Origin of the sequence: Pontiella agarivorans, from assembly GCF_034531395.1 — a bacterium.
In the GTDB taxonomy this organism is placed as follows: domain Bacteria; phylum Verrucomicrobiota; class Kiritimatiellia; order Kiritimatiellales; family Pontiellaceae; genus Pontiella; species Pontiella agarivorans.
Genome location: NZ_JARVCO010000010.1, coordinates 438,860 through 465,681, shown reverse-complemented (window position 1 = coordinate 465,681; position 26,822 = coordinate 438,860). Strand labels below are relative to the sequence as shown.

Below are 26,822 nucleotides of genomic sequence, written 5' to 3'. Positions count from 1 at the left end.
CCCATTTCCAGCCATTGGAAGAGAATGGAGCCCTGTTTTTGAGCAATTTTCGGATTGTCATCCTAGCAGGACATAGTATTCCTTAAACAGACAACGGAGATTTATTATGAAAGGTGATATCAGAAAAGCACTCGACTATCTTAATGCCGCAAAGCAGCGCGCGACCTACGATGCTGTAAAGAGCTATCTGGGCTTCGGAACCTTTGACAAAATCGACTGGAACGAAGTACTCGGCCCCAACCGGCAGTACACCTCCTGGGTGGTTAATAAGAAAACCGGCATGCCCAACGGCTATAAGCCTGCCGACCTCCATCCCGACCTGATGTCCTCCGAAGAAATCATTACCAAAGGCCGACAACTGCAAACCGCCGTTGAAGAATTTGAAGGAGATGCCGACGCCACCGTTGATGCGGCGGCCCCTAGAGTGGAAGTGGCCGACTGCCATGGCAACAACGCCGCCGTCATCTGCCCGAACTGCTCAAAAGCCTATCTTATTTCCGGATTTCTCAATAAAGGCGTTCGCGCCTGCCCGCACTGCGGCAAATCAAAAGCAGTCTTCGCCGAAGTCAAAGCGGAGTGGGAAGCCCAGCACGAAGACGATGTGGTCGAATCCGAGCAGGAGGCCTCACGCCTGATCTTTAAAAAAGAGTGGCTCGGCTACGACGTCTGGGTAACCTTTTCCGAAGACGATACCACCTATCGTTACCCGCATGACCAGTTACTGCAGACCTTTATCAGCCGTCTCGGCGTTATTGAAGGCACAAAAACCTGGATCAACGACGGCGTCTACAGCTTTCCCCGCCTCAGCGGTGAACAGAAAAAAATGCTGAAACGCTACATTGCCGAAGTACGCAATGTTCCGGAAGCCACACAGGCTGCAGAAACCGGCTTTGAGCTGCCCGAAATCAAAACCGCAAAAAACGCGGAAGACCTCGAAGACTGAGCCGGCGCACCGGCCCAGTCTGCCCGAACTATTGTTTTTTTCCGGTTTTCAGCAACTCGGCTCCGCCGAGTTCAGCAAAACCGGTTTTTTCAAGATCGGTCCAAAGCGTTCCTTCACCGGCATGAATGATATTAATTTTCATTTCCGGATTCAGACGGTCGGCAAAGATCCATTGTGAATAGGCCAGCGAATCATTAAACGCGGCAGTTTTCAGCTGCAGCCCTTTGGCTTTTTCGCCATCCACTTTTTCCAGTGCCGTGGCCTCGGCCTGCCCGAGCACACGCACTTTGTCGGCATTGATTGCCGCGGTGGCTTTGCGGACCTCGGCTTCTTTTTTAAGGGTTTCGGCCTGAATGGTCGCCACCTGCTTCTGCAGATCGGCGGCAATTTCGGCTTTCAGCTTTTCAGTCTCCTGCATCACCTGCTCGCCGCGCTGCTGAATCAGCGAAAGCTCGGTATTCAGCTGCGCCTCTTTGCGCGCAGTATTCTGCCGCTCCTTATTGGTCAGGTCCTGCTCCACCGCAATACTCGCCTGCTGAATCGGTGCGCGAATCTCGTCCGGAACTTCAACATGACGGATCAGTGCATTGTAAACGCGGATGTCTTTTTCGCCCAGTTCCAGCTCCAGCGACTCCGTCAGATCGTCCTGAAATTTCTCGCGGCCTTCGCCCACAATAAAGTCCTTGGCCCGGTACTCCGATCCCTTGTTGCGTGAAATCGACGTGATCTGCGGCATAATGATTTTGTCCACTACGGCCGGCAGATCACCGTAACGCCGGTAAATTCCGGCGATATCGCCGGGATCCAGCTCAAACTCCAGCGTCATATCCAGGCTGATTTCAAATCCGTCGCGCGAGGGGAAACTGACCAGTTCGGCCAGATTGATTTCCCCTTCATCCAACGATGCAGGTGCAATCTGTTTCACTTTTTTTCCAGCTGCAAAGTTCACCTCCTGCCCTCTTTTCGGGGGGAGGAAAGAACGCGCACGTTTACTGAAATAGTCCGCCCGTTTCTGCTCCTGCTTTTCGAGCATATTGCTTTGCAGCACATTCAACGCCTGATTCTGGCCCAGCTGGCGCGCCTTCGTCACCACTTTACTACCGTCCTGACCAAGCAGGGAAACCTGGTTGATACCGACTTCAAGCACATCCACTTTATAGGCCTGCGGATTGACATAATAGAGCCCCGGCTGCAGCACATCCTTGCGTACACCCTTCTGACCGTTCCCCGCAAATTGGCCCGACGGTGCCTGACCGCCCGAACGCGAGGTGATGACGCCGGCATACCCGATCGGAATACTGATGGCATCGACAATCTCAACATTGTACCCATAGGGGTTCATCCGGTATTTGCCGGGCCCCAGCACATTCCGCCAGATCCCTTTCTGGCCGCGTTCCGCAATAAATTCTCCCGTGGACAGTTTTTCACCCACCTTGGACGTCACAATTCCGACCTTGCCGGGATCAATGATGATGACTTCTTCAATCTCCCACTCATAAAAAAGCGGAAAACGGAAATGACGGCCTTCACCCAGCGGTTCTTCCTGAATCCCTTTCTGTCCCGGTTTCGCCAGAATCTGACCGGGCTCCAGCGATTCACCCACTTTTGCCGTGATGATCGCCATTTCATTCGGCCCCACATAAAAGCGGCAGAAGCCCCAGATAAACATGATCGCAATTCCCCCGATAATAAAAATCAGGCTGCCGATCAGTCCTGTAATTCCTTTCCCTGAAATTTTCATTCCGCACCTCCCTGCTCTGCGTAGGTGCTGAAGATGCCGCCCAGCCCCTTTTCCGAATCCGAACTGAGCACCGAAAGAATATTCGGAGCCAGCTTTTCATACAACGTATACTGCGCAAACGCACGACCTGAACCCAAAGCATTCACCCGGTTTCCGAGCACCGAAGCCTCCGCCTCATTCCGCGCCGTAATCGCATCCTTTTCCCCGTCGGCCGTCAGCAGAATGGCATCGGCCTGAAACTGTGCCGCCTCATATTCAACCTTCGCCACATCCAGTTCCTTCTGTGCGGCAATCAACCGCACGCTCTGGTCCTGTTCTGCATCAATCACCGCGCGAATACGCTTGGTATCGGCCTCCACCTTTTCCCGATTCTGAATCGCCAGCATCTCCTGCTTGGTCAGCTCCGCTTTGGATTTGGCCTGAATAATCTGCTGTTCATATTTGGCCGCCTCCTGCACCGCCAGTTCGCGATCACGGTTGATCGAGGCAATTTCATCCGGAACAATCACTTTACGCACGCCGACGGCTTTAATATCCACGCCCCAGCCTTTCGACCTGGAACGAAGGTGCTCTTCGAGGTCGTTCTGAAATTTCTGGCGCGTTTCCCCCACAATAAAATTCACCGCCGGATGCTTGCTGCCCTCGATCCGGCTGAAGCCGCGGGCCCGGGGAAGAATCAGCTTTTTAATGATGTCATCCATATCGCCGACCCGATGAGTCAGCAGGGCCGCCTCCCCACGCTGGATTCCGAATTCAATGTAGCCCTCAACCGTCACCGTAAATCCGTCCAGCGTCAGAAAACTGATGACATCCGAACCCGACATATCGAACCGCTGACTGCGCAGATCCACTTCAACCGAATTATACATATAGGGATTCAGGTAATGGGTCCCCGGCGGCAGCAGTTCACCGGCCACGCCTTTAAGCCCGCTTTCCACCATAAAGCTGTTCCGCTTATCCGCCGGCAGATCATTGTTCAGCACATCACGGCCGGTCAGTGCCGTAACCACACCGACATACCCGGGTTTGATATTGATGGCATCGAAGGTGTGGACTTTATAGGCATAGGGGTTCACGCGATATTTACCGGGCCGGTAAATCTCTTCCATAATGCCTTTCTCCCCTTCCCCGGCCATGATTTTCCCGGGCGGAAGTTCCCGGCCGTAGAGCCGGGTGATGACCCCCAGTTTACCGGCCGGCACATCCAGAATCCGATGCCTGCTCCAGCCCCAGGTATACGGGTTCCGGAAATAACGCCCCTCCGGAAGCACCTCCAGCTGAATCCCTTTCTGTCTTTCATCCAGCGCAATCACCTGACCGGGCGGAAGATCTTCCCCCGTCTTGCGAATCAGCACCGCAATCTCGCCGGCCCCCGGTTCGATCCGGCAGAAAAACCAGACAAAAATAAACAGCGCCGCAAGCCCACCACCGATCAGCACCGGCAACGATGCCAACAGCGCAACATTCGCCCGTGCTCCGGGCGGTTTGAAATCACCGGAATCACTCATCCTGAACCTCCTTTTTTAAAAAAATCCAACCATTGGAAAAACAACAATCCCCCGTACATTCACAGTACTTCCAAGGATTGAAAAAGATGTTAACACGCGCCCATTTGGCCACCACTATTATTTCATGCAGAAATTGTAACGGACAAAAAACATAAATCCGTATTGCAATACCCATTAAGTCTGCATAGCCTGACGCCCGTTTTTTTTGGAGAGAATAGAATGTTCAGCAATGTAGATAATATGATGGTGATGGGAAAAAGCGGATCGGGCAAACAGCCGCGGGCCGACGTACTCATCCGCCGCTTCGGCCTCAAACAGCTTTCGACCGGCGATATCTTCCGGCACTACCTCGGCCTTTTTAATGCCTTCGGATACGAAGGTGATCTCAACCGCTTTTATGACACGGCGGCCGATGATTTTATTCCCGATGAAAACATCAAAGAACAGCTGGCGATTACCGGCACCCCGGATGCCGATGCCATCGTGCTGGGCCTGAAGGCTAAATATTATGTCGAGCAGGGACTGTTCGTTCCCGACCGCATCACCAACGCCCTCTTCGAATCCGCCTTCCGGGCCATGAATTTTAAAGGCGCGGTTCTGGACGGATTTCCGCGCACCGAAGAACAGGCCCGTTTTTTAACCGAGCTCCTGAAACGCGAAGGCGTTCGGCTCGATGCCATCCTGCTCGTGGAAAACGAAGACGAACTCATCATCAACCGGACCATGGGACGACGCATCTGCAAATCCTGCGGCGAACTCTTCCACATGGAATTCCGCCCGCCGCCGGATGAACGCAAAAACGAATGCCTGAAAAAATGCAACATTGTTCAGCGCAGCGACGATAATGTGGAAAGCCTCAAAAAACGGCTCGCCGAATTCCGCGAAAAAACACTCCCGGCCATTGAATATCTGAAAAGCGCCGGCATTCCATTCTACGCCGTTCCCGGCAACCTGCCGGACTATTCTCCCGAACGCGTCGAAAACAGCGTACTCGAAATTATGGGGATTGAGCCCGTCACCGGCTGATTGAACGGAGTTTAAATTTCTCAGGAATCGCTTTTGCGTTGAGCCCGTTCGGCCCCTCTGGTATGAACCCCGGCTCAACCGATCAATTTCAGGAGAAAAAAATGGCCATTCACCCAGACGCAGGAAAACCCGTTAAGAAGGAAAACCTCACCGACGTAGCCGAACTGATCAGCCTCTACTACGAAACCCAGCCCGACGTTTCCAACCCCGATGAAAAAGTGGCCTTCGGCACCTCAGGCCACCGCGGCACCTCACTGAAAACCAGCTTTACCGAAGACCACATCATGGCCATCGCCCAGGCGATCTGCGAATACCGCGCCGCCCAGGGCATCACCGGCCCGCTCTTCATGGGCAAAGACACCCACGCCCTCTCCATCCCGGCCGAAAAAACCGCTCTCGAAGTCTTCGCCGCAAACGGCGTCACCGTCATGATCGACAAAGACGGCGGTTACACGCCGACCCCGGTCATCTCCCACGCCATCCTCGCCTACAACAAAGACAAAACCGAAGGCCTCGCCGACGGCGTCGTCATCACCCCTTCGCATAACCCGCCCGACAACGGCGGCTTTAAATACAACCCGCCCCACGGCGGACCGGCCGACACCGACGCCACCGGCTGGATTGCCGAACGCGCCAACGAACTGCTCGCCGACCAGAACGACGAAGTCGAATCGCTTTACTATCCCGAAGCCCTCGCCGCCGACACCACCGTCGGCTACGACTTCATCACCCCCTATGTCGACGATCTCGAAAACGTCATCGACATGGCCGCCATCAAAAAGACCGGCCTCAAAATCTGTGCCGACGCCATGGGCGGCGCGGGCATCCGCTACTGGAAACCGATCGCCGAAAAATACGGCCTCGACCTCACCATCCGCAATAACACCGTCGACTACACCTTCAGCTTCATGACCGTCGACGGCGACGGAAAAGTCCGCATGGACTGCTCCTCGCCCTACGCCATGGCCAGCCTGATTGAACTCAAAGACGATTTCGATATCGCCTTTGGCAACGACCCGGATTACGACCGCCACGGCATCGTCACCAAATCCGCCGGTCTGCTCAACCCGAACCACTACCTCGCCGTCGCCATCAACTATCTCTACGCCAACCGCGAAGGCTGGAATAAAGACGCCGCCGTCGGAAAAACCCTGGTTTCCTCTTCCATGATCGACCGCGTTGCCGCCGACCTCGGCCGCGAACTGAAAGAGGTTCCCGTCGGCTTTAAATGGTTCGTCAACGGCCTCGTCGACGGCTCCTACGGATTCGGCGGCGAAGAATCCGCCGGCGCCTCCTTCCTCCGCAAAGACGGAACGGTTTGGAGCACCGACAAAGACGGCATCATCCTCTGCCTGCTCGCCTGCGAAATCCTCGCCGTTACCGGCAAAGATCCCGGCGAACACTATGCCGAACTGACCGCCAAATTCGGTGCCCCGGTCTATGCCCGCGTCGACGCCCCGGCCAACCGCGAAGAAAAAGCCAAACTCGCCGCCCTCTCCCCGGAACAGGTCACCGCCGAAACCCTCGCCGGCGATGCCATCACCCAGAAGCTGACCCATGCCCCCGCCAACGGCGCGGCTATCGGCGGCCTCAAGGTCTGCACCGAAAACGGCTGGTTTGCCGCCCGCCCGTCCGGCACCGAAGACGTCTACAAAATTTACGCCGAAAGCTTCAAAGGCGAGGATCACCTCAAACAGATCCAGGCCGAAGCCCGCGAAATCGTTAAGGCCGCACTGGCCTAAAAAGATTAGCCGCGAAATACACCAACCAAACGAAAGCAGCTCTTGCCTTCCGTATATTTAGTGTATTTCGTGGTTTACTGGTTTTATGGGACGTCAAAAGAACAACAATAAGAATGCCGGAAAAAAGCGCGGGCGCGGCGGAGCCGGGCAGAACCGCGCCGAAACCGAAGCCTTTCTGAAAAAGAACCGCTCCAAACCGGACGTCATCGAAACCGCCAGCGGCCTGCAGTATACCATCAAGGAACCGGGCACCGGCAAATCGCCCGATGAGTGGAGCACGGTCGAAGTCAACCAGCGCATTCTGCTGGTCGACGGCACCGTCATTAAAGACACCTATCACAGCACCGAGACCGATACCTTTACCATGGAAGAAGCCATCGACGGACTGAAAGAAGGCCTGCCGATGATGAAGGAGGGTGGAAAATTCCGTTTTGTCGTTCCGCCCGATCTGGCCTGGGGAAAGCGCGGGGCCGGCGAAAAAATCGGCCCCTACGCGGCCCTCATTTTCGACATCCGCCTCGAAAAAGTGATTTAAAACCCGCGCGTTTTAGACTGCTCATCCACGAGCTTCCGCACTTCGTTCAGGCGATCCACAAATTCGGTCAGGTACCCCTCCTGCCTGCCGTAAGCTCTAAGCGGAATGATGACGGGTTTCGGCTCGGAGGCCAGCTCCTGCGGCAGCACATAGCAGACTTCATTTTCAACCATAACGCCTATAAATTCGCCGCGGTCTGTCAACAGATAATCTCCAACCTGCGGGCGTGAACCACTGATGGCCCGGACCCGGAGATAATCCCTTCCAAGCATGGGAACAATCTCCACCAATCCATAGGCATTCACATCATTGTAACTGAACAGCATGGCGGTACGCATACGCCGTTTTTTGATCCCCGCCATGGTAACGGGTTTCAGTGCATCGACACCCGCAGCGCTCGCGTGCGCCAGGCAGACCTGCGGTTCTTCAACAGGTACAATCAGAGTGCGCAATGAACCGGACTTCGCCTCCCCCACCATCGGTGCGGCTACACCGCGAACATCGGTTATCCGATCCGAAAGCCCGCCGCCGAAAAAGGATTTTTTCAGGCCCAGCGCTTTGAACTCCGCCGGCACCAGCGTAAAACCGCCCACTTGAACAAGCGGCATAAACAACTGTTTATTCACGCGGTACAGCCGCCCGCTGGAACCGTTCTGCTCCGTATAACTGACCATCACCCGACGCATCGCCTCATCCCGACGGACCCAGACGGATGCATTCTGCTCCTCTACCGCTTTCTTTTTCTCCGCTTCAAGTTTAGCAATCGCAGCCTCTTTCTCTTTGTCCTCGGTTTTCAGCGTTGCCACCGAAACCCGTGCCTCCACCAGTTCCTCAGTAACCTGCTCGGTTTTCTGCGCCAGGCGCTCTCGTTCGGTAAGAGCAACGGCCGCCTTCGCCGATGCTTCCGCTTCGGCGGCCCGGGCGGCATGAAGTGCCGCCTCGCGGTCGGCCAGGGCAGTACGTAATTCTTTCGCACGCTGCTCCGCCACCTCTTTTTCCGCCCGTGCGCGGGCGACCTCCTCTTTGATCGCGAGAATTTCCGTTTCGCGGGAGTCGGCTGACTTTTCAATTTCCTTTGCCCGGCGCTCAGCCTCTTCGGCCAGTTTTTCGGCTAAAGCAACGCGGGCGAGCGCGGCCTCGGCCTGCGCTTTAGCTTCCCGTTCGCGGGCCTCAAACTCCCGCGTTCTGGCTCGCGCCTCTTCCGCCTGCCGACTCACCAGCTCCGCTTCGCGCGCGGCCACATCGGCCTGCGATCGCGCCTGCATCGCAGCCAGCTCCGCCGCACGCAGTTTTTCCAAAGCCTGGAGATTTTCCGCCCGCTGGCGTTCCGCCCGTGCTTCGACCAGGGCGGCCTGCTCCAGGGCTTTACGGGAAATTTCTGCGGATTCTTTCAGCCGGGCTTCGAGGCGGGCAATTTCCTCCCGATAGCCGGCTTCATTTCGCAGCCCTTCTTCAATCAGCCCGGCTGCGCGGCCGGTCGGAGCCGGAATATTTCCCGCTCCGCCGCCTGCCGTATGCCGGGCATTCAGTGCCAGTACGGAGAGCACCATGACATCCAGCATACAGATTAAAATCGATCGCCGCATGGGGTTTCTCCTACTTCGCGTCAGCCGATGCGTTCAACAGCTCCTGCTTGAGCGGCGTGTGGTAGCCGAGACGCAGGATGACGGAAACAATAATGCCCATCGCGGTCGAAGCATAAGCGAACATGAGGCCGGCATCCGGAAAATAGGTCATCACAATAAAACTGCCCACCGAGCCCAGCAGACCGAAATAGAGCGGAAGGTCGTAATAAATATCGATGGCTTCGAGCAGTTCCAGCGTGTGGGCCGGGTTGTTTCCGACCTGCTTAATGGCTTTCGTTTTAGCCAGTGCGGCAATCCAGGCAAAAATCTGCAGCACAGCGGAAATCAGCACCATGATCCAGGCCATCCGTTTGCCGACCCGCTCGGAAACCAGACGGGCCTGTTCAAGCATTTCCGGACTGATGGCCCCCGCCCCGCCAGCCGCGGGAACTTCACTGGGTTTGACCCAGAACGAGATTGCGATTCCAATGGCGGCGGTCAGTGCCAGCACACCGAGAAACATAAAAAATCCACGTAGAAACTTCATTATCCTGCTCCACCCGTTTTTCTGTACAGAAGATAACGGCGTAACATTCTGTCACGCCTGTTTTGATTAGACGTTGAATACAGCCCGAAAAGGACGGAAATTAAAAAATCGATCTCCCGGTCAACGCCGGTCCATCAACAGACGCAGCACGTAATAAAACAGCATGGCCACCGAGGCAAACAGTTCGAGGGCGGCACCGACGTGCTGATCGGTGCGATAGTGCAGCATGATTTTCGAGGTATCATAGAGAATCGCCGCCCCTGCCAGCCCGATCATCCCCGCACTGAACCAGATTCCCATGGAAAATCCGAAAAGCGTTCCGGCAATAATCAGCCCCAAAGCGGCAAAACCGCCGACCATTAATGCCCCGCGCAGAAATGAAAAATCCTTGCGGGTGGTGAAAACCACCGCCGTCAGTCCGCCGAACAAGGCCAGTGTAATGACCCCCGCGGTGGGAATAACGGACGGATCGGAATAGTACGCTGCAATGTACATAATCGGCACAAAGATTACCGCCTCCATAATTGCATACAGCGTCAGCCCGAGATACTGCATGGACTGCGAGGCCGGACTCGTGGCCAGCCCCCGCGCAAGCCAGCCCAACACCGTAAAGCCGCCCAGCACCCCCAGCCATCCAAACTTTGAGCCCAGCACCCAGCCGGTAAACTGCTCACCGAACGGCGATGGAATCAGATAGGCCAGCAGCCCGGCAAACAGCAGCAAGGCACCGGCCAGATGAGCATAGGTTCGCCGAATAAACGCCGCGCGCTCCGACGGCTCCGACTGAGAAACGGATAACTGTTGTGCATACTGGTTCATAATAAAATCCTTACGGTTAATCGGACCTAACCCTATTCAAAATCGGCGCTCAACACCAGTATCCAATCTTCGGAAAATTATAACGGCCTTCCCCTTCGATTCGTCGGCAGGAGGCCCGTTCCCCGTACCATGCATTATACCCACCGTATCGTCCCCTATCAACCTGCGGGCGTGATCCGCGATCGCGGGAATACGCGCACAGTCTGCTTTTTCTTTCTCTTAAAAAATAACTTACCCGCGATTGAAACCGGGGCTCCCTTCGCGCTTAAATGCACATGAATCGTCTCTCATAAAACAAGCCAAGGACAAGCGATGAACTACCCATCCCCGGACCGCAAACATCCCATGGAGGGATTTCCCCAAATTTGCTTCATTAAAAATACGGTGGATAATCCAAATATTGTCATTGGCGATTACACCTACTGCGATGATCCGGAAAATTCCGAAGATTTTGAACGCAATGTCCTCTACCACTTTCCATTTATCGGCGACAAATTGATCATCGGGAAGTTCTGCGCCATTGCCCGTGGCGTAAAATTCATCATGAACGGGGCAAACCATAAACTCTCCGGCCACTCCACTTTTCCGTTTTATATTTTTGGAAACGGATGGGAGGAGGCGCAACCCGAACCGGGCGACCTGCCGTACAAAGGCGATACCGTTATCGGAAATGATGTCTGGATCGGCTATGACAGTCTGATTATGCCCGGCGTTACGATTGGTGACGGAGCGATTATTTCCTCGCGATCAGTCGTCACCGGCGATGTCCCGCCTTATGCCGTCTACGGAGGAAATCCTGCAAAAGAGATCCGAATGCGGTTCGGCCGGGATACCGTGGAAAAACTGCTGGCGGTCCAATGGTGGAACTGGCCGGCGGACGTCATCACGGAAAATCTGCAGAGCATTGTCTCGGGTCATCCGGACGATCTGACCCGACTCGTCAAAACGGCTGAATCCTTCGAACCCTGAACATTAAGCTGCGAACAAACGGATTAACCTGTCATGCAAATCCAACTATACCGGAACTGCGATTGCGATAAAGTGATCGAAATCTACCGCACAGCCGCACTATACCTCGGCCGGCAGGCCTATACCGATGAGCAGGTGCAGGCATGGGCGACCTATCCCGAGGACCCACGGGAATTCCGCCGAACCCTGCTGCAGGGTCTGACCCTTTGTGCTGTGGAAGATGGTATCCCCGTAGCCTTCGGCCAGCTGAATCCGACTGATCACATTGCCTTTCTTTACTGCCACCCCCGCTTTGCTCGGCGCGGCTATGCCTCCTCTCTTCTTCATAAACTGGAATCCGCTGCATTGAAACAGAACGCCCCGCTGATCCGAACCGAAGCCAGCGCGATATCACGTCCGCTATTTGAAAAAAACGGATTCCGGGTTCTCGCCGAAGAGCGGCCGGTGCGGCGCGGTATCGAATTTTTGCGGTATCGCATGGAAAAAACCCTTTCACGCCGGGAAAAAAGCTGAATTGGCTCGCCTGAAAGCGCGGCTTTTCTGTACAGTAACCGGCTTTTGAACATCCTGAAAAATTTATGCCGCAAGCCTCTCCAGAAAAACTCGAAAACCGTAACCGCAAGCCGTTGGAATTCAAGGGATCAGACCCTTTTTCCGCCCGTGCAGTGCGGTCGTTCATGACCCGTATCGGCGATGGCCTGCTCTCAGCCGCCGGCTTTGAGCGCGTCGTCGAAGTCGAAGAAGAGGACGAATTTGAGGATGTTATCGACCCCGCCGAAGCCGCCGCTGAAGAGCAGCGGATTCAGCGCGAGGAACAGCTCGCCGCCTGGCGGACCGAATATGCGGACCGTATTGCCGCCCGCTCCGCACAGCAGGAACGTTTTTCCAATGCTCGGAACGCGGCCATCGAACGGATCAGACAGCATGCCGACACGGTGCAGCAGAAATTAAGCGAAATTAAAGAAGAGCCTCTGCCGAAAACCGTGGCCGCCGAACCGGCCCCCATCGAAATCGTGGAACCCGAACATGAAGTTCATGAGCAGGTGGCGGCTGTGGAAGACGACTATATGCGCCCCGGCGCCGATCTCTTTAATCAGCCGGAAAATACCGACTTCATCTTTATTGATCCCGAAGAGCTGGAGCACCAGAAAAAGGCGGTTCAGGATACCCTCGACAATTTTGCGGTCGACGCCACCGTCTGGGATGCCGTCGTCGGCCCGCGTGTCACCCAGCTGCGTCTCAAGCCCGGCCTCGGCGTCCGCGTGGAAGCCATTAGTTCGCTGAGCAATAATCTGGCACTGGCACTGGCGGCCGAAAGCATCCGCATTCAGGCTCCGATTCCGGGCAAGCCCTACGTCGGGCTCGAAATTCCGAACGGCAATTCCGCGCCGCTCAACCTCGGCCTGCTGCTGCGCTCCAGAGATTGGCAGGAAACGTCCGCCGCCATTCCGCTGATGCTGGGCATGGAGCTGGGCGGAAGCCTTTGTATTGCCGACCTCAATGCCGCACCCCATATGCTGATTGCCGGCGCAACCGGCAGCGGCAAATCGGTCTGCATGAATACCATTCTGATGTGCCTGCTCAGTAAATTTTCTCCGGATGAACTGGAGCTGATTCTAATCGACCCGAAACGCGTCGAGTTCGGTGCCTACGAAAAACTGCCGCACCTCGTTCGGCCGGTCATCACAGAAGCCAAACTGGTGGTGCCCGCCCTGCAGTGGGTCGTGCGGGAAATGGAGGAGCGCTATAAAACCATGGCGCAGGTTGGAGCGCGGAATATTGCGGGCTACAATGCCAAAATGGATGAACTCGGCATGAAACGCATGCCCTACCTCGTCGTCATCATTGACGAGCTGGCGGATATTATGCTGACCACCGGGGCCGATGTGGAAACCGCGCTGGCCCGTATTGCCCAGCTTTCGCGCGCGGTCGGCATTCACACCATCATTGCCACGCAGCGCCCGAGCGTTAATGTGATCACCGGCATGATTAAAGCCAACTTCCCGACCCGTGTTGCATTCAAAGTGTCGTCGCAGATTGATTCGCGCACCATTCTGGATGGCCGCGGCGCCGAAGCGCTGCGCGGAAAAGGCGATATGCTCTTCAGTCCGCCGGGCATCGGAACCCTTAAACGGGTGCAGGGACCGTGGGTCGACGATGACGAAATTGCGCGGGCCGTTGCGCACTGCGCAGAACAGCGGGAACAGCACTTTAAAACCTCCATCACCGATCTGGCCCCATGTGACAGCGACGAGGCCTATGCCCTGCAGGATGCGGAAGCATCCGATGAACTGCTCGACCAGGCTATTGAAATTATTCTGCGCGACCAGCGGGCATCGACCTCCTATATTCAGCGTTGTCTGCGTATCGGCTACAACCGCGCCGCCAACCTGATTGAAGAAATGGAACGCCGCGGCATTGTCGGCCCGCAGATCGGCAGCACCCCGCGCGAAATTTTAATCGACAGTTATTAATCATGCCTGCTGAGATCCATAAAGACGAACTGCTGGAGGCCATCCGAAACGATGGCCCGCGCGAGGTTGTGAAGCAATACCGTCACAACCTGCTGCCCAGCCGCGTGCTGATTGATCTCTACAGCGAACATCCGGAACGCGACGTACTGCTCTTTCTGGCACTCTACCCCACCGTGCCGAGCCAGGTGCTGGAAGATCTGGCCGACGCCTGCGCCGACCCGCAAATTCAGGCGGCCATTGCCACCAACCCGCGCTGTTCCCATCTGCTGCTGGTACGCATGGCACGAGAGGGCGGTCCGGCGGTTCGGGCCGCACTGGCGGCCAATAAACTGCAGAACTCGAAGATCACCTCGGAACTGCTGAACGATCCAAGCCTGACGGTGCGGGCATCGCTCGCCGGGAACGGAACGATTAATGATAATTACCGCGCCGCCCTGGCCTGTGATCCGGAGCCGGCTGTACGCGCCGCCCTCGCATTTTCCGCCAAACTTCCCGCCGAAATCGTACATGCCCTTTCGGCCGATGACAGCGCCGTAATCCGAGCGGCCTTATTCGGTTTCGGCCGGGTGGACGAGGAGATGCTGCTGGGTTGGGCGGAATCGGATAATCCGGAAATGCAGCGTCTGCTGCTCAGTCGTTCAAAACTGAAGCCGGAAATCATACAGGCCCTTCGCTTCAGTCCCGACCCGCTGGTGAAAAGTGCAGTGAAGGACCTCTATGAACCCGATGCCGCCGAGCTGCTCGCCCGCGCGGAATCGGACAACAAAAAACTACGGGCGGAAACCGCCGGATATCCGGCGCTGCCGGTCGAAATCCAGCACCTGCTCGCCGCCGATTCCTCGGCCGAGGTCCGCGCCGCGCTGGCCGCAAACCCGGAAATCGATGAAGAAGTCGCCCTGCTGATTGCCGCATCCAACGATCCGGCGGCCTGTCAAGCTCTGGCCGCAAACCCGAATCTTCCAAGGTCTGGAAAAATTGAGCTTTGCCATCATGAGTCGGACGATGTTCGATTGCAGATGATTTACCGCGATGATCTTGACGAAGAGATGGTGAATATTTTTGTAAACGAACGCGAGGATATGGAAGCGATCGCGCATCTGGCCTTGAAAGGCGTGACGTTTACCCGGACCAAACCGGAACTGCTTGAAAAACTGCTGTCCCACAAACGCCCTTCCCTGCGGACCTTTGCCTGTGCGGCCGAGGAACTGACCAGTTCCCATGTCCGGAAACTGACGCGCGACGACGCGGTCTGCGTTCGTCTGGCACTTTGCGAAAATCCAATTCTGACCCGCTTCGCTCTGACCGAACTTTCCAAGGACTGGAACCCGGCTGTCGCGGAACGCGCCCGGGAAAAACTGGAGCAGTTGCCCGAAACAGACGATGAAACTGAATTTGATGAAGCTGACGGCGAGGAAAGTCTCGTCTCGAAAATTGTGAACTTTTTTAAGTAACAGGATGTATTAGATGACCACGGAATATACAAACCGCACGAAAATCGATCTACCGGTATTCGTGTATTCAGTGTCTTTCGTGATTTAGAAACAGAGGTAATAACCATGGCAAAAAAACTGATCCAACTGACCGCCCGCGATATTATTCTGCAGGCCGATGCCGAAACGATCCGCGAGGCGTTTGAAGCCCGTGTAAAGATTGACGAGTTGCTCGTGAAGCGCGAGGAAGCCTACCGTCAGATCGAAGAGATTGAGCTGCAGGTTGAAGAGCTGGTCGGCGAAGAAGGCGCATTCGTCTATCCCGAGCCGCCCGTTCCCGTCGCCGGATTTGCAAAACCTGCACCCGCGTCCCGCCCGAAACCGAAACCCGCACCCAAACCGCAACCGGAGCCGGAAGTGACCGAAGAAGAACCGGCCGAAGAAACTGCGGAAGAAGAGGCGGTTGAGACGGAGATCGAGGCTGAAGCAGAAGAGGCCTCCGACAAAGATCAGTAGACCACTGAATACACAGAACGGATTATTTTCCGTGTATTCCGTGGTTCCCTCTCATGAATAAACAGATCCAGATTAACCAGAAGCTGATGGAGCGCGAAGATCTCCTGGTCGATGTATTCGACCTTGAGCGGCAGATCAACGTCATCCTCGGCGGCGAGCCCTATCCGCTCACACCGCCGGACGACCTGCCCTCGCGCCGGAAGCGGAAAAAATCAAAGCGCAAGGCTGCACCGAAAAAGGCGCCGCCCGTACGCCTGCGCAAACTGGATCCGGAAACCGAAAAAGCCTATCGCGTCGATTATCAGGAAAAGGGCGAATTCAAAACCGAAATTCATTTCGATGCCCGGCCCGTCGCCCTGCTCATCAATACCGACCTCCCCGACATTCGGGTACTTAAGGTGGAAACCATTGCTCAGGACGAAACCGGAGAACTTCAAACTATTGAAGTCATCTACCAGTCAGAACCCGAAGAAGCGCTCGGCATTTCGGAAGGTTAATTCGGCCAGCGTCTCCGCCGGAAGGCCGCGAAACTCGGCGGCTTTTTCCAAAACCAGTTTCACATTCGCCGGTTCATTCAAATGCCCCGTCGCCGTGGTCGGCAAAATATCCGGCGCATCGGTTTCGATTAGAATACGGTCATCGGGCACGGCGCGTATGGCCGGGCCGGCCTTGCGGGCATTCGGACGGGTGATGGAACCGGAAAACGAAATATAACCGCCGCGTTTCACCAGCTCTGTCGCAACTTCGGCCGACCCGCCGAAACAATGGATCAGCATCCCGCACGGCAGCTTCCCGAAGTCATCCAGCAACTCGATCAGCCGCCCCCATGCCCGCCGGCAGTGAATCGAAACCGGGCGTTCCAGTGTCCGCGCCAGTTCCAACTGCTGGAAAAATACCTTTTCCTGCTCCACGTCGTCGCGCTCTTCAACGGCATGATCAATTCCGATTTCTCCGACGGCGGCTTCAGGATATTCCATCAGCAGATTTTCCAGCGTCCGCAGCCACTGTTCAGAACGTTCGCTGATGAACCACGGGTGCAGACCGAATGAAGGATAGATTCCGTCATAGGTTTTCGAGAGGTCGATGACCCGCGGCCAATCGCTCTCGCAACACCCCTTTATTCCCATCTTTACAACACCGACCTCAGCCGCCCGTTTCATTACTTTTTCAAGGTCGGGAAACAGCCGGTTATCCTGAATGTGATTATGTGCATCAAATAGTTTCATCTTCTTAAAAGTATATCATCCAGCACCCACGATCGTGGGGCTCAGAATAGATAGTTATCGTTTTCGGCGTTTAATATAATTGAGGGCCTGGCTGACGGGCAGTTCGTCGGAGGACGGGCCGTTGCGGATATAGAAGTGTTCTTTGTTGCCGTCCTTCACAAATACGGGTTCTTCCGCCCGGGCGCAGCGGACAACCCCGACGGTTTTCCCATCGATTGGAACAAGGAGAAAGCGGATATATTTGGAACGGTCTGCACCGATATGTTTACTGATGAGATTTTTGAAATGGAGCCGGCATTTGTCTTCGTTTTCAAACACATCGCGTTCGAGACCGGTAATTTCACCGTCGTCGGTGACTCCGAGCAGCAGAACTCCGCCGTCGGTATTGAGAAAACCGGCAACCCCTTTGATCCAGGCGAGCTCAATTTCCTTGCCCGGTTTTTTGGAGTGCAGATTCATGCGCAGGGTCGATTTGAATTCGACGGCACGGTTCTCCCCCTGCTCGATGAGCTGACGCAGGCTGGATTCGGGATGTTCGGGATCGAACAGGGCTGCTCCTTCGAAAGAACGATGGCCGCGATAAACCAGCCAGACGGCGAGCCCGGAAGCGATGATCAGGGAAAGGATGCCCACTCCGATAACGCGGTACATACGGCGGCCGGCATGGCCGGTGATGTCCTTTTCGGGGATCATGACGCAGATCCAGGTGTTACGGCTTTCTTTTTCCAGGGGCTGAAACCCGCACCACCATACCGCGCCGTCATGAAGCACAGAAACTACACGGCCGGCCAGATCTTCTTCGCCGGTCCAATTGGCGTGCACTTTGCGAATAAGCGAATCTTCGACATCAACCATGGGCATGAACCCCGGTTCCAGCGAATCGCCGCCCGGCCGGTAGAGCTGGTTGTCGTGTCGAAAAATAATGATTCGGGAATGATCACTGGGCGACAGACCGGAAAAATCCTCGAACAGTTTATCGAGCTGCATATCAAACGCAAGGACCACCGGCTCGCCATCGTCTTTACGGAGGAATGAGGTAGAGGCCGTAATACCCACGCGCTGTGTTGAATGGAATTTATAGGGCTGCGTCCACTGAATTTTCCGGGAGGTCAGCGCCGGGGTAAACCAAGGCCTGAGACGAGGATCATACGTTGAGGTTGCGGTGCTCTCTTCCAGTATTTCGGCCTGGGATGTCCAGTATTTTTCTTCCGCATTATTTTCTCCGCCGCTCATATGGACATGCCGGGAGCGGAACCGGTTTCCATCGCGCCAGACGGAGAAACTTTCACCGGACTGAGTGCCGACAGAGATTCCGGTCAACTGCTTCTCGCGGGTGAAGACCGGAAAAAGGAACCGGGCAAGATCATCGTCTTTTTCCAAATGCAACTGACCGGAAATCCCCCAGTCACGCATCAGACCGAGTGTGGCCTCCATGGACTGAGCCATACCCCGGAAGCGTTCGACGGCGCGGTTGGAGGCATCGAAAATAAACTGCTCCGATATATCGCGGCGAGCCTGCGTGGCGAAGTAGGCCACGGGGGCCGCAATGGCAACGGATAATATGATGAGCACCAGAATGAGGTCTCGTGTGAATCGTCTGCTCAGCATGGTGTTCTCCGTGTTTACATGAATGGGCGACCCCATCCGAGGAATCCTTTTGCAAGTCGGGTCTGAATGACTTTAACCGAACTCTCCACTTCGGGGAAATAGCCGACATCGGTATAATTGTTCTTAAAATCCGGATCGCGCGGTCCCAGGACAGCGCAGCCGTCTTTCAGTTCATAATTGGTTGTATAGCGGTAGGGCCACACATCAAAAACCGGAAGTGCCGTTGAAATGGTTCCGACAAAACCGCTGAAATGTGAAATGACCGGCGTGTGCTTGCCTTTACTGACGGTCCAGGCATTGGAAGGTTCACATGCTTCGAGAATTCTTTTTTCGAGAACAGCCGAAACTTCTTCATCAAAAATAAATACGCCGCATTCGGTGTTGAGCTTGGCCGAACGCGGATCGAAATTATGCGAGCCGATCAGGGTAATCCGACCATCGAGCACGAACGATTTAGAGTGAATACAGAGTATCGGTCCTGCACGCTCGATATGGGGAATTTCGCTGCGGTCGGTGATGCCGGCTTTCTGAATGGCCCGATCAAGAATCCGGTCATAGTCATACACATATTCACGCTGCGCGGCGGGAAAAGGCTTGGCTTCGTAAATATCGATCCCGGCTTTTTGATAGAGCTCTTTCCGGTGCTTGAACGAAACTCCGTAGACCGGAAGGTGATCGGCCGACGCCAGACTGTTGCTGGAGGCGATGATACGGAATTTCGGATTGGTTTTACGGAGGGCCTTAAACGCACGGCGTTGATCACGGCTGTAGATGAGATAGGGCGTCTGATACACCAACCGCTCCTCACTCTGCAAAAGAACCGCCTCAAAATATTCATCAAAACTCAGGCGCTCTTTTCTGCCCCGGAATTTGCGCGGAGTGTCGTAGACAAAACTGACCCGGTCGGCTTCATAGACACTCAGTGAGTTCCGATGGCTGGAAATGGAATAGGCATCGGCCAGCCGGCTGATCTCTTCAAACATCCCGGCATCAGCAGGATCGGACAGCCGGCCTGACTGCTCCGGGAGGGATTTAAATTCTTTCTGCACATCAGGAAACTGGGTCAGAAAAACGGCATCCTTATCCTGCCAGAAAAGCTCAAAGGAATCCTGCATATCCCTCACCGCAGGACCGGCCACCACCACATCACGATCGCGGAAAAGAAAATCCGTATCGCGGTCAAAATATCTGTCCTGATAGTTCCGTCCGCCTGAAATACCAACCTGCCCATCGATCAGCAGCAGCTTGTTGTGCATGCGCCGGTTCATGCGCCGGCTTTTGAAAGCCAGATTTTTCCAGAAGCCGATTCGGCCGACATATGACGTTTCCGCCATGGGCTTATAGAGTGCAATCTCAAGATTATGGTGCGCCCGCGCCATTCGGGCCAGCTGCTTTGAATCCGCGGGAGTAACCATGGCATCGATCAGCATCCGGACCAGCACCCCGCGCTCGGCCGCGCGGACCAGCTCATCAAAAACAAATCGGCTGGTGGCATCGTCCTTCCAGATAAACGTCTGCAGGTCAATCGAGCGTTTCGCGGCACGGATCAGGTGGACCCGCGCCAGCAAGGCATCGTCGCCCAGTTCAAGAATACTGATGTACTGCGCCGGATTTCCGTTCTCTTTGTTTTTCCAGGCCTTGGAAGCAAGGTCTATAAATTCAGACTCAATGGGTGCGACTTCATGCACCTCATACCGCTTCAGACGCTGATACGTGAATGCATTTTCCAGGTCGCGTTCAGGAATCGTCGAACAGCCGGTCAGCAGCGCCAAGGCCAACCCTATCACCGAGCCTATCCCGTTCCTGTTCCATTTGTTCAACATATACGCCCGCATGTTATCGTGATTCCGGTGTAAATCAACCCCGGCCTTCCGCTCGGCTTCCGGACACCTCAGCCTGTTGTAAATCAAACGTCCGTCGATGCTCATCCAAAAAACTATACGCTCTTTACCTTAAACACATCAGCGACTATTTTAACCTCATGAAACGAATCCTTTTTTTGATGGCTGCCGCAGTGTTTGTTTCGGGCTCGTATGGGCGGACCTGGACAAGCACGCAGGGCAAGAAGGTTGTCGCCGATGTGCGCAAAGTAAATTCCGACAGAACCGTGGAGCTTGTTACCGGCCGCGGCAAATCATTTTCCGTCCCCTTCTCTACTTTTTCCGAAGCCGATGTCCGATATCTGGAAAACCTGCTGGCCGAAAAAAACAGCGACTCCCTGCACCCTGTTTCCTGGGAGAAAATGAACCGCCTTTTCGACCTGCCGATCTGGCAGGATACCAACCTCTGGGACGATCCGACTGCGGCGGTTGGAAAACGGCTGGAACTGAAAAAAGAATCGAAAACCAGTTTCATGGAAAACTACCGATCCTATCCACAGGGACAGGCCAGCATCATTGATCAGCCCGTCTATGCGCTGGCCCTTTATGGCGATACGGATTTTGCAAACAGCCTCTCTATGTTTTTTCTGAACCTCGGCGATATTCCCCCGAATACCAATACTGAAAAACTGATCGAACAGATTGAAGAGTGCGGAGAATATATGGAGATGCAGCTGGAACGTTTGCTGGGCAGCCCGGAACGCGATTCTATAGGCACCGGCGATTTGCGGGAAAAGGTTTGGCGGTGGGACTGGAACGGCCATGCCATTCTGCTTTCGATTCAAAAGGACAAATACACCGCCATACGCATTATGCCCCTTGACCAAGCCGAAAAAGGCGGAAAAACGGCACGCCTCTCCGATGCCGAATTAAAACAGCGCATGTCCTCCTGCGTGGAACGTCGTGCAAACGGCGATGTAATCATCACGAATATTCCAATGATTGACCAAGGCCCCAAAGGCTACTGCTCACCGGCAACGTGGGAACGCTATCTCCGCTTCGTCGACATCCCCGCCGATATGTATTTGCTGGCCCTTGCTGCCAACACCGGAATCGGAGGAGGAACCTATTCCGAAAACATTATCAAAGCCACCAGCAACATCATCTCTTCCTATGGAAGAAAACTCGGTAAAGTGGGTGAAACGCCTACCGTAGATAAAATCTCCTTGTATATTGATAAGGGACTGCCGGTCATGTGGACCTTTCTCAGCACCCCGCAATTCCAGCGCGAAGCCACCCTCAATACCGCAAAGCGTAACGGCTGGAAAGTTGAACAGAAGTACAATAATTCCGGGCAGAACGAAGACACCAGCGTCAGCGGACACATCTGTCTGATTATCGGCTATAATGAAACAACCGGGGAAATTGCCATCTCCGACAGCTGGGGTCCCGCATATACCGAACGCTGGGTAGCCGCCAAAGCGATGCGAGGACTTTCCTATGGCACCATGAACATCATCAAGTGGTAAGCAAATATACGTGATGAATTCTAGTCCTTATTGAATTGCCCCCTTTTTAGCGCACCGTTATATTCGCCGCTCGTTTTGGGGAAATTATTCCGTTTTAACCAACTAGAAGGAGACAAGTTATGTCAGAAATTATCGATGTACTCGCTCGCGAGATCCTCGACTCCCGTGGTAACCCGACTCTCGAAGTCGATATCGTTCTCGATTCCGGCGCTACCGGCCGTGCCGCTGTTCCCTCCGGAGCTTCCACCGGCGTCAACGAAGCCCTCGAACTGCGTGACGGTGTTAAAGACCGCTACCTCGGAAAAGGCTGTGAAAAAGCTGTGGCCAATGTGAACGATAAAATTGCACCGGTCATCATCGGCATGGATGCAATCGATCAGGTCGGCATTGATAATCTGATGCTTGAACTCGACGGCACCGAAACCAAATCCAACCTCGGCGCCAACGCAATGCTCGGCGTTTCTCTGGCCGTAGCACACGCCGCTGCAGACGAACTCGGTATTCCGCTGTTCCGCTACATCGGCGGCACCAACTCCAAAGCGCTTCCGGTTCCGATGATGAACATCATCAACGGCGGTTCCCACTCCGACGCTCCGATCGCCTTCCAGGAATTCATGATCCGTCCGATCGGCGCAGCGACCTTCAAAGAAGGCCTGCGTTGCGGAGCAGAAGTGTTCCATGCGCTGAAAGCCATCATTAAGAAAAAAGGCCTCTCCACTGCAGTCGGTGACGAAGGCGGATTTGCTCCGAACTTCTCCGGCGGAACTGAAGAAGCGCTCGACTCCATCATGAAAGCGATCAAAGACGCGGGCTACAAACCGGGCAAAGATGTAACCATCGCTCTCGACTGTGCCTCCTCCGAGTTCTACGAAAACGGCGTTTACAACTACGCTAAATTCGAAGGCAAGGACGGAGCCAAGCGCTCTTCCGAAGAACAGGCTGCATACCTCGAAGAACTGATCTCCAACTATCCGATCGACTCTATCGAAGACGGAATGGACGAGCAGGACTGGGCTGGCTGGAAAGTGCTGACCGAAATGATCGGCGACAAATGTCAGCTCGTGGGTGACGACCTGTTCGTGACCAACGTCAAATTCCTGAAGCGCGGAATTGATGAAGCCTGCGGTAACTCCATCCTCATCAAAGTGAACCAGATCGGTACGCTGACGGAAACGCTGGACGCCATCGAAATGGCCCACAAAGCCGGATTCACCGCCGTCGTTTCCCACCGTTCCGGAGAAACTTCCGACACCACCATCGCGGACATCGCTGTAGCCACCAACGCCGGCCAGATCAAAACCGGTTCGCTCAGCCGCTCCGACCGCATCTCCAAATACAACCAGCTGCTCCGCATCGAAGAAATGCTCGGCAGCGACAGCCGTTACGGCGACGAACTGAAACCGGTTATCGTTAAGAAAGCTTCCAAAAAGAAAGCCTCCAAGAAAAAGGCCACCAAGAAGAAAGCTTCCAAAAAGAAAGCCGGCAAAAAGAAAGCTTCCAAGAAAAAAGCCGGTAAGAAGAAATAAGCTCACCGCTTAAACTTCTACCCTCAAAAGGCGTCCCTCGGGGCGCCTTTTTATTCTTCCGGGCAGAAGAGGTCACTTCCGTCCGCCCGGAATAAGCACGGCAATCCGCCCCGCCCTTAAAACATTCTTGTCGCCGTTTCGTTTCCCGTTATATTTCACCCATACCCTTTCGTATTACAGCTTACGCGTTACATCCTATGCAACAGACGGAAAAATACTGGAACCTGATCAACCGCATTGTACTGGTGGCCATCATCATTATGGCCGGCGTCGGTGTTGTGCTGGCCTTCACCCCCAAAGTCCGTCAAATGCAGGAATACCAGCAGACCTACGATTCCCTGCAACAGCGCATCGAGATCACCGTGGATGCCGAAGAGGAGCTGATCAATAAACAGCGGCGTTTCAAAACAGACCCCGATTTTGTTGAGAAAGTGGCGCACGAAGTCGGCTATGCCCGAACCAACGAAACCATCTTCCACTTTCCGGAGGAAACCGGCAGCTACTGATCCTGCTGTTTTCACATCGCCGATCCTTCCGGCCTCCGAAATACCGTCACGAAACACCCTCGCCAAATCAACACATTCAAATCTTTAACTTTCGCTGATCTTCCCTATTATTCGGCTCATGGAACCGATTACTCTATATTTGACCCTTCTGCTGGTCGGCTTTGTGCTGATCGGTATGGAGATTTTCATTCCCGGCGGCATCCTCGGCATCTTCGGATCCGTTGCATGGATTGTAGCCGCCGTTATCGGCTGGCGGAATTTTTCCGAACCCTGGAACATGGTGAGTGCACTCGGGCTGCTGCTCTTCGGCATCATGACCCTGATCGTCTGGATCCGCTATTTCCCGAAAAGCCGAATCGGAAAAAGTCTTTCGCTGCAGGAAAACCAAGCCGAGTATAAATCGCCGATGGAAGAAAAGATTGAAATCGGCACCGAAGGCGAAGCCGTTTCCACCCTGCGCCCGTCCGGCATTGCCGTCTTTAACGGAAAACGAATCGATGTCATGGCCGACGGCGAATGGATTGAAGCCGGCCAGCACATCCAAGTTTCCTCAACCTCCGGCGGCCATGTCTCCGTCGTGAAAGTGTAATATGCCATTAAAACCATTTTTCTCCTCTCTCGTGCTTTGCGCGGCCCTGCAGGCACAGGCCGCAATTCCATGGATCTCCACCAATATGTATGCCGTCAGTCTCGGCACTTCAGTCGAAAACGAACAGTGGGTTTATGCTGATCAGGCCGATGTGTCGGGTACTTTTGGAAATGATTTATTCATTGGAACCGCCGCCCCCCTGCAGCTCGCCGGCATCTATCAGGGCAACGTCCTCGCGGCCACACTTACCGCCATTGAACAGACCGGCAGCTGTGAACGAAACCTGCGTATCTATTCTCCGACCATCAAAGTCGATGGTGGAATTGCGGGCAATCTGCTGGCTGCCGGAAATACCATTGTCCTCGGCACCAATGCCTATATTCATGGAAATGCCCACATTTACGGGGCCATGAGCATCGTGCAGGAAGGGCATATTGAGGGCAATGTCGACGTATCGGCACAGACGGTCACCTTTGCCGGAACCATTCTCGGCAATGTCTCTGTTCGGGCACAGGATATCGTCTTTGCCCAAGGAGCCCGGATTGAAGGCGACTTTGAATACAGTGCACCCAAAAAACTGTTTCTCGACGGCGATGTGATTGGCGGCTCTGTGTCCACCCCGCCCGAACCGGAGCTGTTCGATGCCGGCCGGCTGAAAAAAATTCTGATCAGTTTTGTGGCGGCGATCCTTGTCGGCATTCCCTTCCTCACGCTGTTTCCAATGACCACCGCCATGTCGACACAGCTGATTAAACGGTCGCCGGGAAAATGTATTCTGGTAGGACTGATGGCCTCACTTGGGCTGCCCCTTTTCGGACTCATGAGTTTTTCATCACTCATCGGAGTTCCGCTCGGCATGCTCCTGCTCGGCTCGTGGGCCGCAATGGTATATCTTAGCCGCATTCTCCTCGCCCTGGTCATCGGGAACCTGATTCTCAAAAAAGCGCAGAACTCCCTCGGCAAAGTCATCGGCGCGGTTTCGGCCGGTCTGGCGGTGATTTATGGCACAGCCGTTTTTCCCATCATTGGAATTCCTGTACAGATCATCGTCTTGCTGCTGGGAATGGGATCCTTTATAATCGCTCTCATTGAAAAGCGGCGGCTGATTCTTCAGGTGCCGTCCGATTTACATAAACTTCAGAAGCTGAGAGACGAAAACTACAACCCCGAGGAGAATGAAAAATGATCTATGTGATTCTCATACCGCTGATTCTGTTCCTGCTGGTCTTTTTTGCACTGGCTGTTTCCGTCATCAACCTGTGGGTTCGTGCACTCTTCGCCGAAGCCCCGGTCCGCATCCGCGATCTGATCGGCATGAAACTGCGCCGTGTGCCGCCGAACCAGGTGGTCCTCACCTACATTTCCGCGGTCAAAGCCGGCCTGGATATCGGCACCGGCATGCTCGAAGCCCACTACCTTGCCGGCGGCTCCATGCAGAACGTCGTGCGCGCCATGATCGCCGCCGATAAAGCCAACATCGATCTTCAATTTCAGCAGGCAGCCGCCATCGACCTGGCCGGCCGTAACATTGTCGATGCCGTACAGACCTCCGTCAACCCGAAGGTCATCAACTGCCCCGACTCTGAATCCACCTCCGGCGCCATGCTCGACGCCGTCGCCAAAGACGGTATCCGCCTGCTCGTGAAAGCACGCGTTACTGTACGTACCAATCTCGACCGCCTCGTCGGCGGTGCCACGGAATCCACCATCATTGCCCGGGTCGGCCAGGGGATCGTCTCGGCCATCGGCTCAATGAATTCCTATAAAGATGTGCTCGAAAATCCCGACCACATCAGCCGCAAGGTGCTCGAATCCGGACTCGATGCCCAGACCGCCTTCGAAATTGTTTCGATCGATATCGCCGACGTATCTGTTGCCGGCGTCGGCCAGATTGCCAACGTCGGGGCAAAACTGGAAACCGACCGCGCCGATGCCGACAAGATTATGCGCCAGGCTGAGGCTGAAGGCCGCAAAGCGATGGCCATCGCCGCTGAGCAGGAAATGCGCGCCCGCGTACAGGAAATGCAGGCCAAAGTGATTGAAGCCCAGGCCGAAGTTCCGCTGGCCATGGCCGAAGCGTTCCGCAAGGGCAATCTCGGCGTCATGGATTTCTATCGTATGCAGAACATCTCGGCCGACACCTCCATGCGCGAATCCATTGCTGGAAGTGACGACGAAAACGAAAACAAATCCTAAGCACTGA

Annotated in this window: 23 protein-coding genes and 1 pseudogene; 16 read left to right on the top strand and 8 right to left on the bottom strand. The window is 54.8% G+C overall.

Annotated elements, in window-relative coordinates; all coding sequences use genetic code 11:
* The first annotated feature begins 106 nt into the window (after positions 1–106).
* On the top strand, positions 107–943 hold the full coding sequence (locus P9H32_RS09535; protein WP_322608667.1) for an Rcat domain-containing protein: 837 nt from the start codon (positions 107–109) through the stop codon (positions 941–943).
* Positions 944–971: 28 nt separating this feature from the next.
* Here the strand turns inward: P9H32_RS09535 and P9H32_RS09530 are convergent, their stop codons facing one another.
* Positions 972–2,684, bottom strand: coding sequence for an SPFH domain-containing protein (locus tag P9H32_RS09530; RefSeq protein ID WP_322608666.1), 1,713 nt, complete (start codon positions 2,682–2,684; stop codon positions 972–974).
* Positions 2,681–4,192, bottom strand: a complete 1,512-nt coding sequence (locus P9H32_RS09525) for an SPFH domain-containing protein (protein ID WP_322608665.1) — start codon at positions 4,190–4,192, stop codon at positions 2,681–2,683. Before P9H32_RS09525 ends, P9H32_RS09530 begins: the two co-directional genes overlap by 4 nt.
* A 219-nt stretch (positions 4,193–4,411) precedes the next feature.
* On the opposite strand from P9H32_RS09525, the gene P9H32_RS09520 reads away from it, so the two are divergent.
* The 3 genes from P9H32_RS09520 to P9H32_RS09510 all read left to right on the top strand — a co-directional run bounded on the left by P9H32_RS09520 (position 4,412) and on the right by P9H32_RS09510 (position 7,495).
* Positions 4,412–5,218: an adenylate kinase family protein gene (locus P9H32_RS09520; RefSeq protein WP_322608664.1), complete on the top strand. Its 807-nt coding sequence runs from the start codon at positions 4,412–4,414 to the stop codon at positions 5,216–5,218.
* 101 nt (positions 5,219–5,319) lie between these two features.
* The gene (pgm, locus tag P9H32_RS09515) at positions 5,320–6,960 is read left to right on the top strand and encodes a phosphoglucomutase (alpha-D-glucose-1,6-bisphosphate-dependent) (RefSeq protein ID WP_322608663.1); all 1,641 of its coding nucleotides are present in this window, start codon (positions 5,320–5,322) and stop codon (positions 6,958–6,960) included.
* Between the two features lie 85 nt (positions 6,961–7,045).
* Entirely contained in the window at positions 7,046–7,495 is a 450-nt protein-coding gene (locus P9H32_RS09510; protein ID WP_322608662.1) for an FKBP-type peptidyl-prolyl cis-trans isomerase, read from the top strand.
* Here P9H32_RS09510 and P9H32_RS09505 read toward each other — a convergent pair.
* The 3 genes from P9H32_RS09505 to P9H32_RS09495 form a co-directional block, all read right to left on the bottom strand.
* On the bottom strand, positions 7,492–9,081 hold the full coding sequence (locus P9H32_RS09505) for a coiled-coil domain-containing protein (RefSeq protein ID WP_322608661.1): 1,590 nt from the start codon (positions 9,079–9,081) through the stop codon (positions 7,492–7,494). The genes P9H32_RS09510 and P9H32_RS09505 overlap by 4 nt on opposite strands.
* Positions 9,082–9,091: 10 nt before the next feature.
* Positions 9,092–9,607 (bottom strand): hypothetical protein, encoded by a 516-nt coding sequence (locus P9H32_RS09500; RefSeq protein ID WP_322608660.1) that lies wholly within the window; start codon positions 9,605–9,607, stop codon positions 9,092–9,094.
* A gap of 120 nt (positions 9,608–9,727) precedes the next feature.
* The gene (locus P9H32_RS09495) at positions 9,728–10,426 is read right to left on the bottom strand and encodes a Bax inhibitor-1/YccA family protein (protein WP_322608659.1); all 699 of its coding nucleotides are present in this window, start codon (positions 10,424–10,426) and stop codon (positions 9,728–9,730) included.
* Positions 10,427–10,738: 312 nt separating this feature from the next.
* Here P9H32_RS09495 and P9H32_RS09490 point away from each other — a divergent pair, with 312 nt between their 5' ends.
* The 6 genes from P9H32_RS09490 (at position 10,739) to P9H32_RS09465 (ending at position 16,312) form a co-directional block, all read left to right on the top strand.
* Positions 10,739–11,395, top strand: a complete 657-nt coding sequence (locus P9H32_RS09490) for a Vat family streptogramin A O-acetyltransferase (RefSeq protein WP_322608658.1) — start codon at positions 10,739–10,741, stop codon at positions 11,393–11,395.
* Positions 11,396–11,428: 33 nt separating this feature from the next.
* Positions 11,429–11,908 (top strand): GNAT family N-acetyltransferase, encoded by a 480-nt coding sequence (locus P9H32_RS09485; protein ID WP_322608657.1) that lies wholly within the window; start codon positions 11,429–11,431, stop codon positions 11,906–11,908.
* Between the two features lie 65 nt (positions 11,909–11,973).
* Positions 11,974–13,869 (top strand): DNA translocase FtsK, encoded by a 1,896-nt coding sequence (locus P9H32_RS09480; protein WP_322608656.1) that lies wholly within the window; start codon positions 11,974–11,976, stop codon positions 13,867–13,869.
* A gap of 2 nt (positions 13,870–13,871) precedes the next feature.
* Complete coding sequence (locus P9H32_RS09475; protein WP_322608655.1) at positions 13,872–15,320, top strand: variant leucine-rich repeat-containing protein; 1,449 nt, start codon at positions 13,872–13,874, stop codon at positions 15,318–15,320.
* Between the two features lie 105 nt (positions 15,321–15,425).
* Positions 15,426–15,815: a hypothetical protein gene (locus P9H32_RS09470; RefSeq protein WP_322608654.1), complete on the top strand. Its 390-nt coding sequence runs from the start codon at positions 15,426–15,428 to the stop codon at positions 15,813–15,815.
* Positions 15,816–15,868: 53 nt separating this feature from the next.
* Entirely contained in the window at positions 15,869–16,312 is a 444-nt protein-coding gene (locus tag P9H32_RS09465) for a hypothetical protein (protein WP_322608653.1), read from the top strand.
* Here P9H32_RS09465 and P9H32_RS09460 read toward each other — a convergent pair.
* The 3 genes from P9H32_RS09460 to P9H32_RS09450 are packed head-to-tail and all read right to left on the bottom strand — an operon-like array spanning position 16,274 to position 20,436.
* Positions 16,274–17,041 (bottom strand): TatD family hydrolase, encoded by a 768-nt coding sequence (locus tag P9H32_RS09460; RefSeq protein WP_322608652.1) that lies wholly within the window; start codon positions 17,039–17,041, stop codon positions 16,274–16,276. The two genes, P9H32_RS09465 and P9H32_RS09460, sit on opposite strands and share 39 nt — an antisense overlap.
* A gap of 54 nt (positions 17,042–17,095) precedes the next feature.
* Positions 17,096–18,649 (bottom strand): RNA-binding domain-containing protein, encoded by a 1,554-nt coding sequence (locus P9H32_RS09455; protein ID WP_322608651.1) that lies wholly within the window; start codon positions 18,647–18,649, stop codon positions 17,096–17,098.
* A 14-nt stretch (positions 18,650–18,663) separates the two neighbouring features.
* The gene (locus P9H32_RS09450) at positions 18,664–20,436 is read right to left on the bottom strand and encodes a phospholipase D family protein (protein ID WP_322608650.1); all 1,773 of its coding nucleotides are present in this window, start codon (positions 20,434–20,436) and stop codon (positions 18,664–18,666) included.
* A gap of 215 nt (positions 20,437–20,651) precedes the next feature.
* On the opposite strand from P9H32_RS09450, the gene P9H32_RS09445 reads away from it, so the two are divergent.
* The 6 genes and pseudogenes from P9H32_RS09445 (at position 20,652) to floA (ending at position 26,815) form a co-directional block, all read left to right on the top strand.
* Positions 20,652–21,998 carry a C39 family peptidase gene (locus P9H32_RS09445; protein ID WP_322608649.1) on the top strand — a complete coding sequence of 449 codons (1,347 nt, stop codon included), beginning with the start codon at positions 20,652–20,654 and terminating at the stop codon, positions 21,996–21,998.
* A 119-nt stretch (positions 21,999–22,117) separates the two neighbouring features.
* Positions 22,118–23,386, top strand: a pseudogene (gene eno / locus P9H32_RS09440) (phosphopyruvate hydratase); the annotation flags it as partial.
* A gap of 335 nt (positions 23,387–23,721) precedes the next feature.
* The gene (locus tag P9H32_RS09435) at positions 23,722–24,030 is read left to right on the top strand and encodes an FtsB family cell division protein (RefSeq protein WP_322608648.1); all 309 of its coding nucleotides are present in this window, start codon (positions 23,722–23,724) and stop codon (positions 24,028–24,030) included.
* Between the two features lie 118 nt (positions 24,031–24,148).
* The gene (locus tag P9H32_RS09430; RefSeq protein WP_322608647.1) at positions 24,149–24,619 is read left to right on the top strand and encodes an NfeD family protein; all 471 of its coding nucleotides are present in this window, start codon (positions 24,149–24,151) and stop codon (positions 24,617–24,619) included.
* Position 24,620: 1 nt separating this feature from the next.
* A complete protein-coding gene (locus P9H32_RS09425; protein WP_322608646.1) occupies positions 24,621–25,805 on the top strand; it encodes a polymer-forming cytoskeletal protein in 1,185 nt (394 codons plus the stop codon).
* The gene (gene floA / locus P9H32_RS09420) at positions 25,802–26,815 is read left to right on the top strand and encodes a flotillin-like protein FloA (RefSeq protein WP_322608645.1); all 1,014 of its coding nucleotides are present in this window, start codon (positions 25,802–25,804) and stop codon (positions 26,813–26,815) included. The genes P9H32_RS09425 and floA overlap by 4 nt, the downstream gene beginning before the upstream one ends.
* Positions 26,816–26,822: the final 7 nt, after the last annotated feature.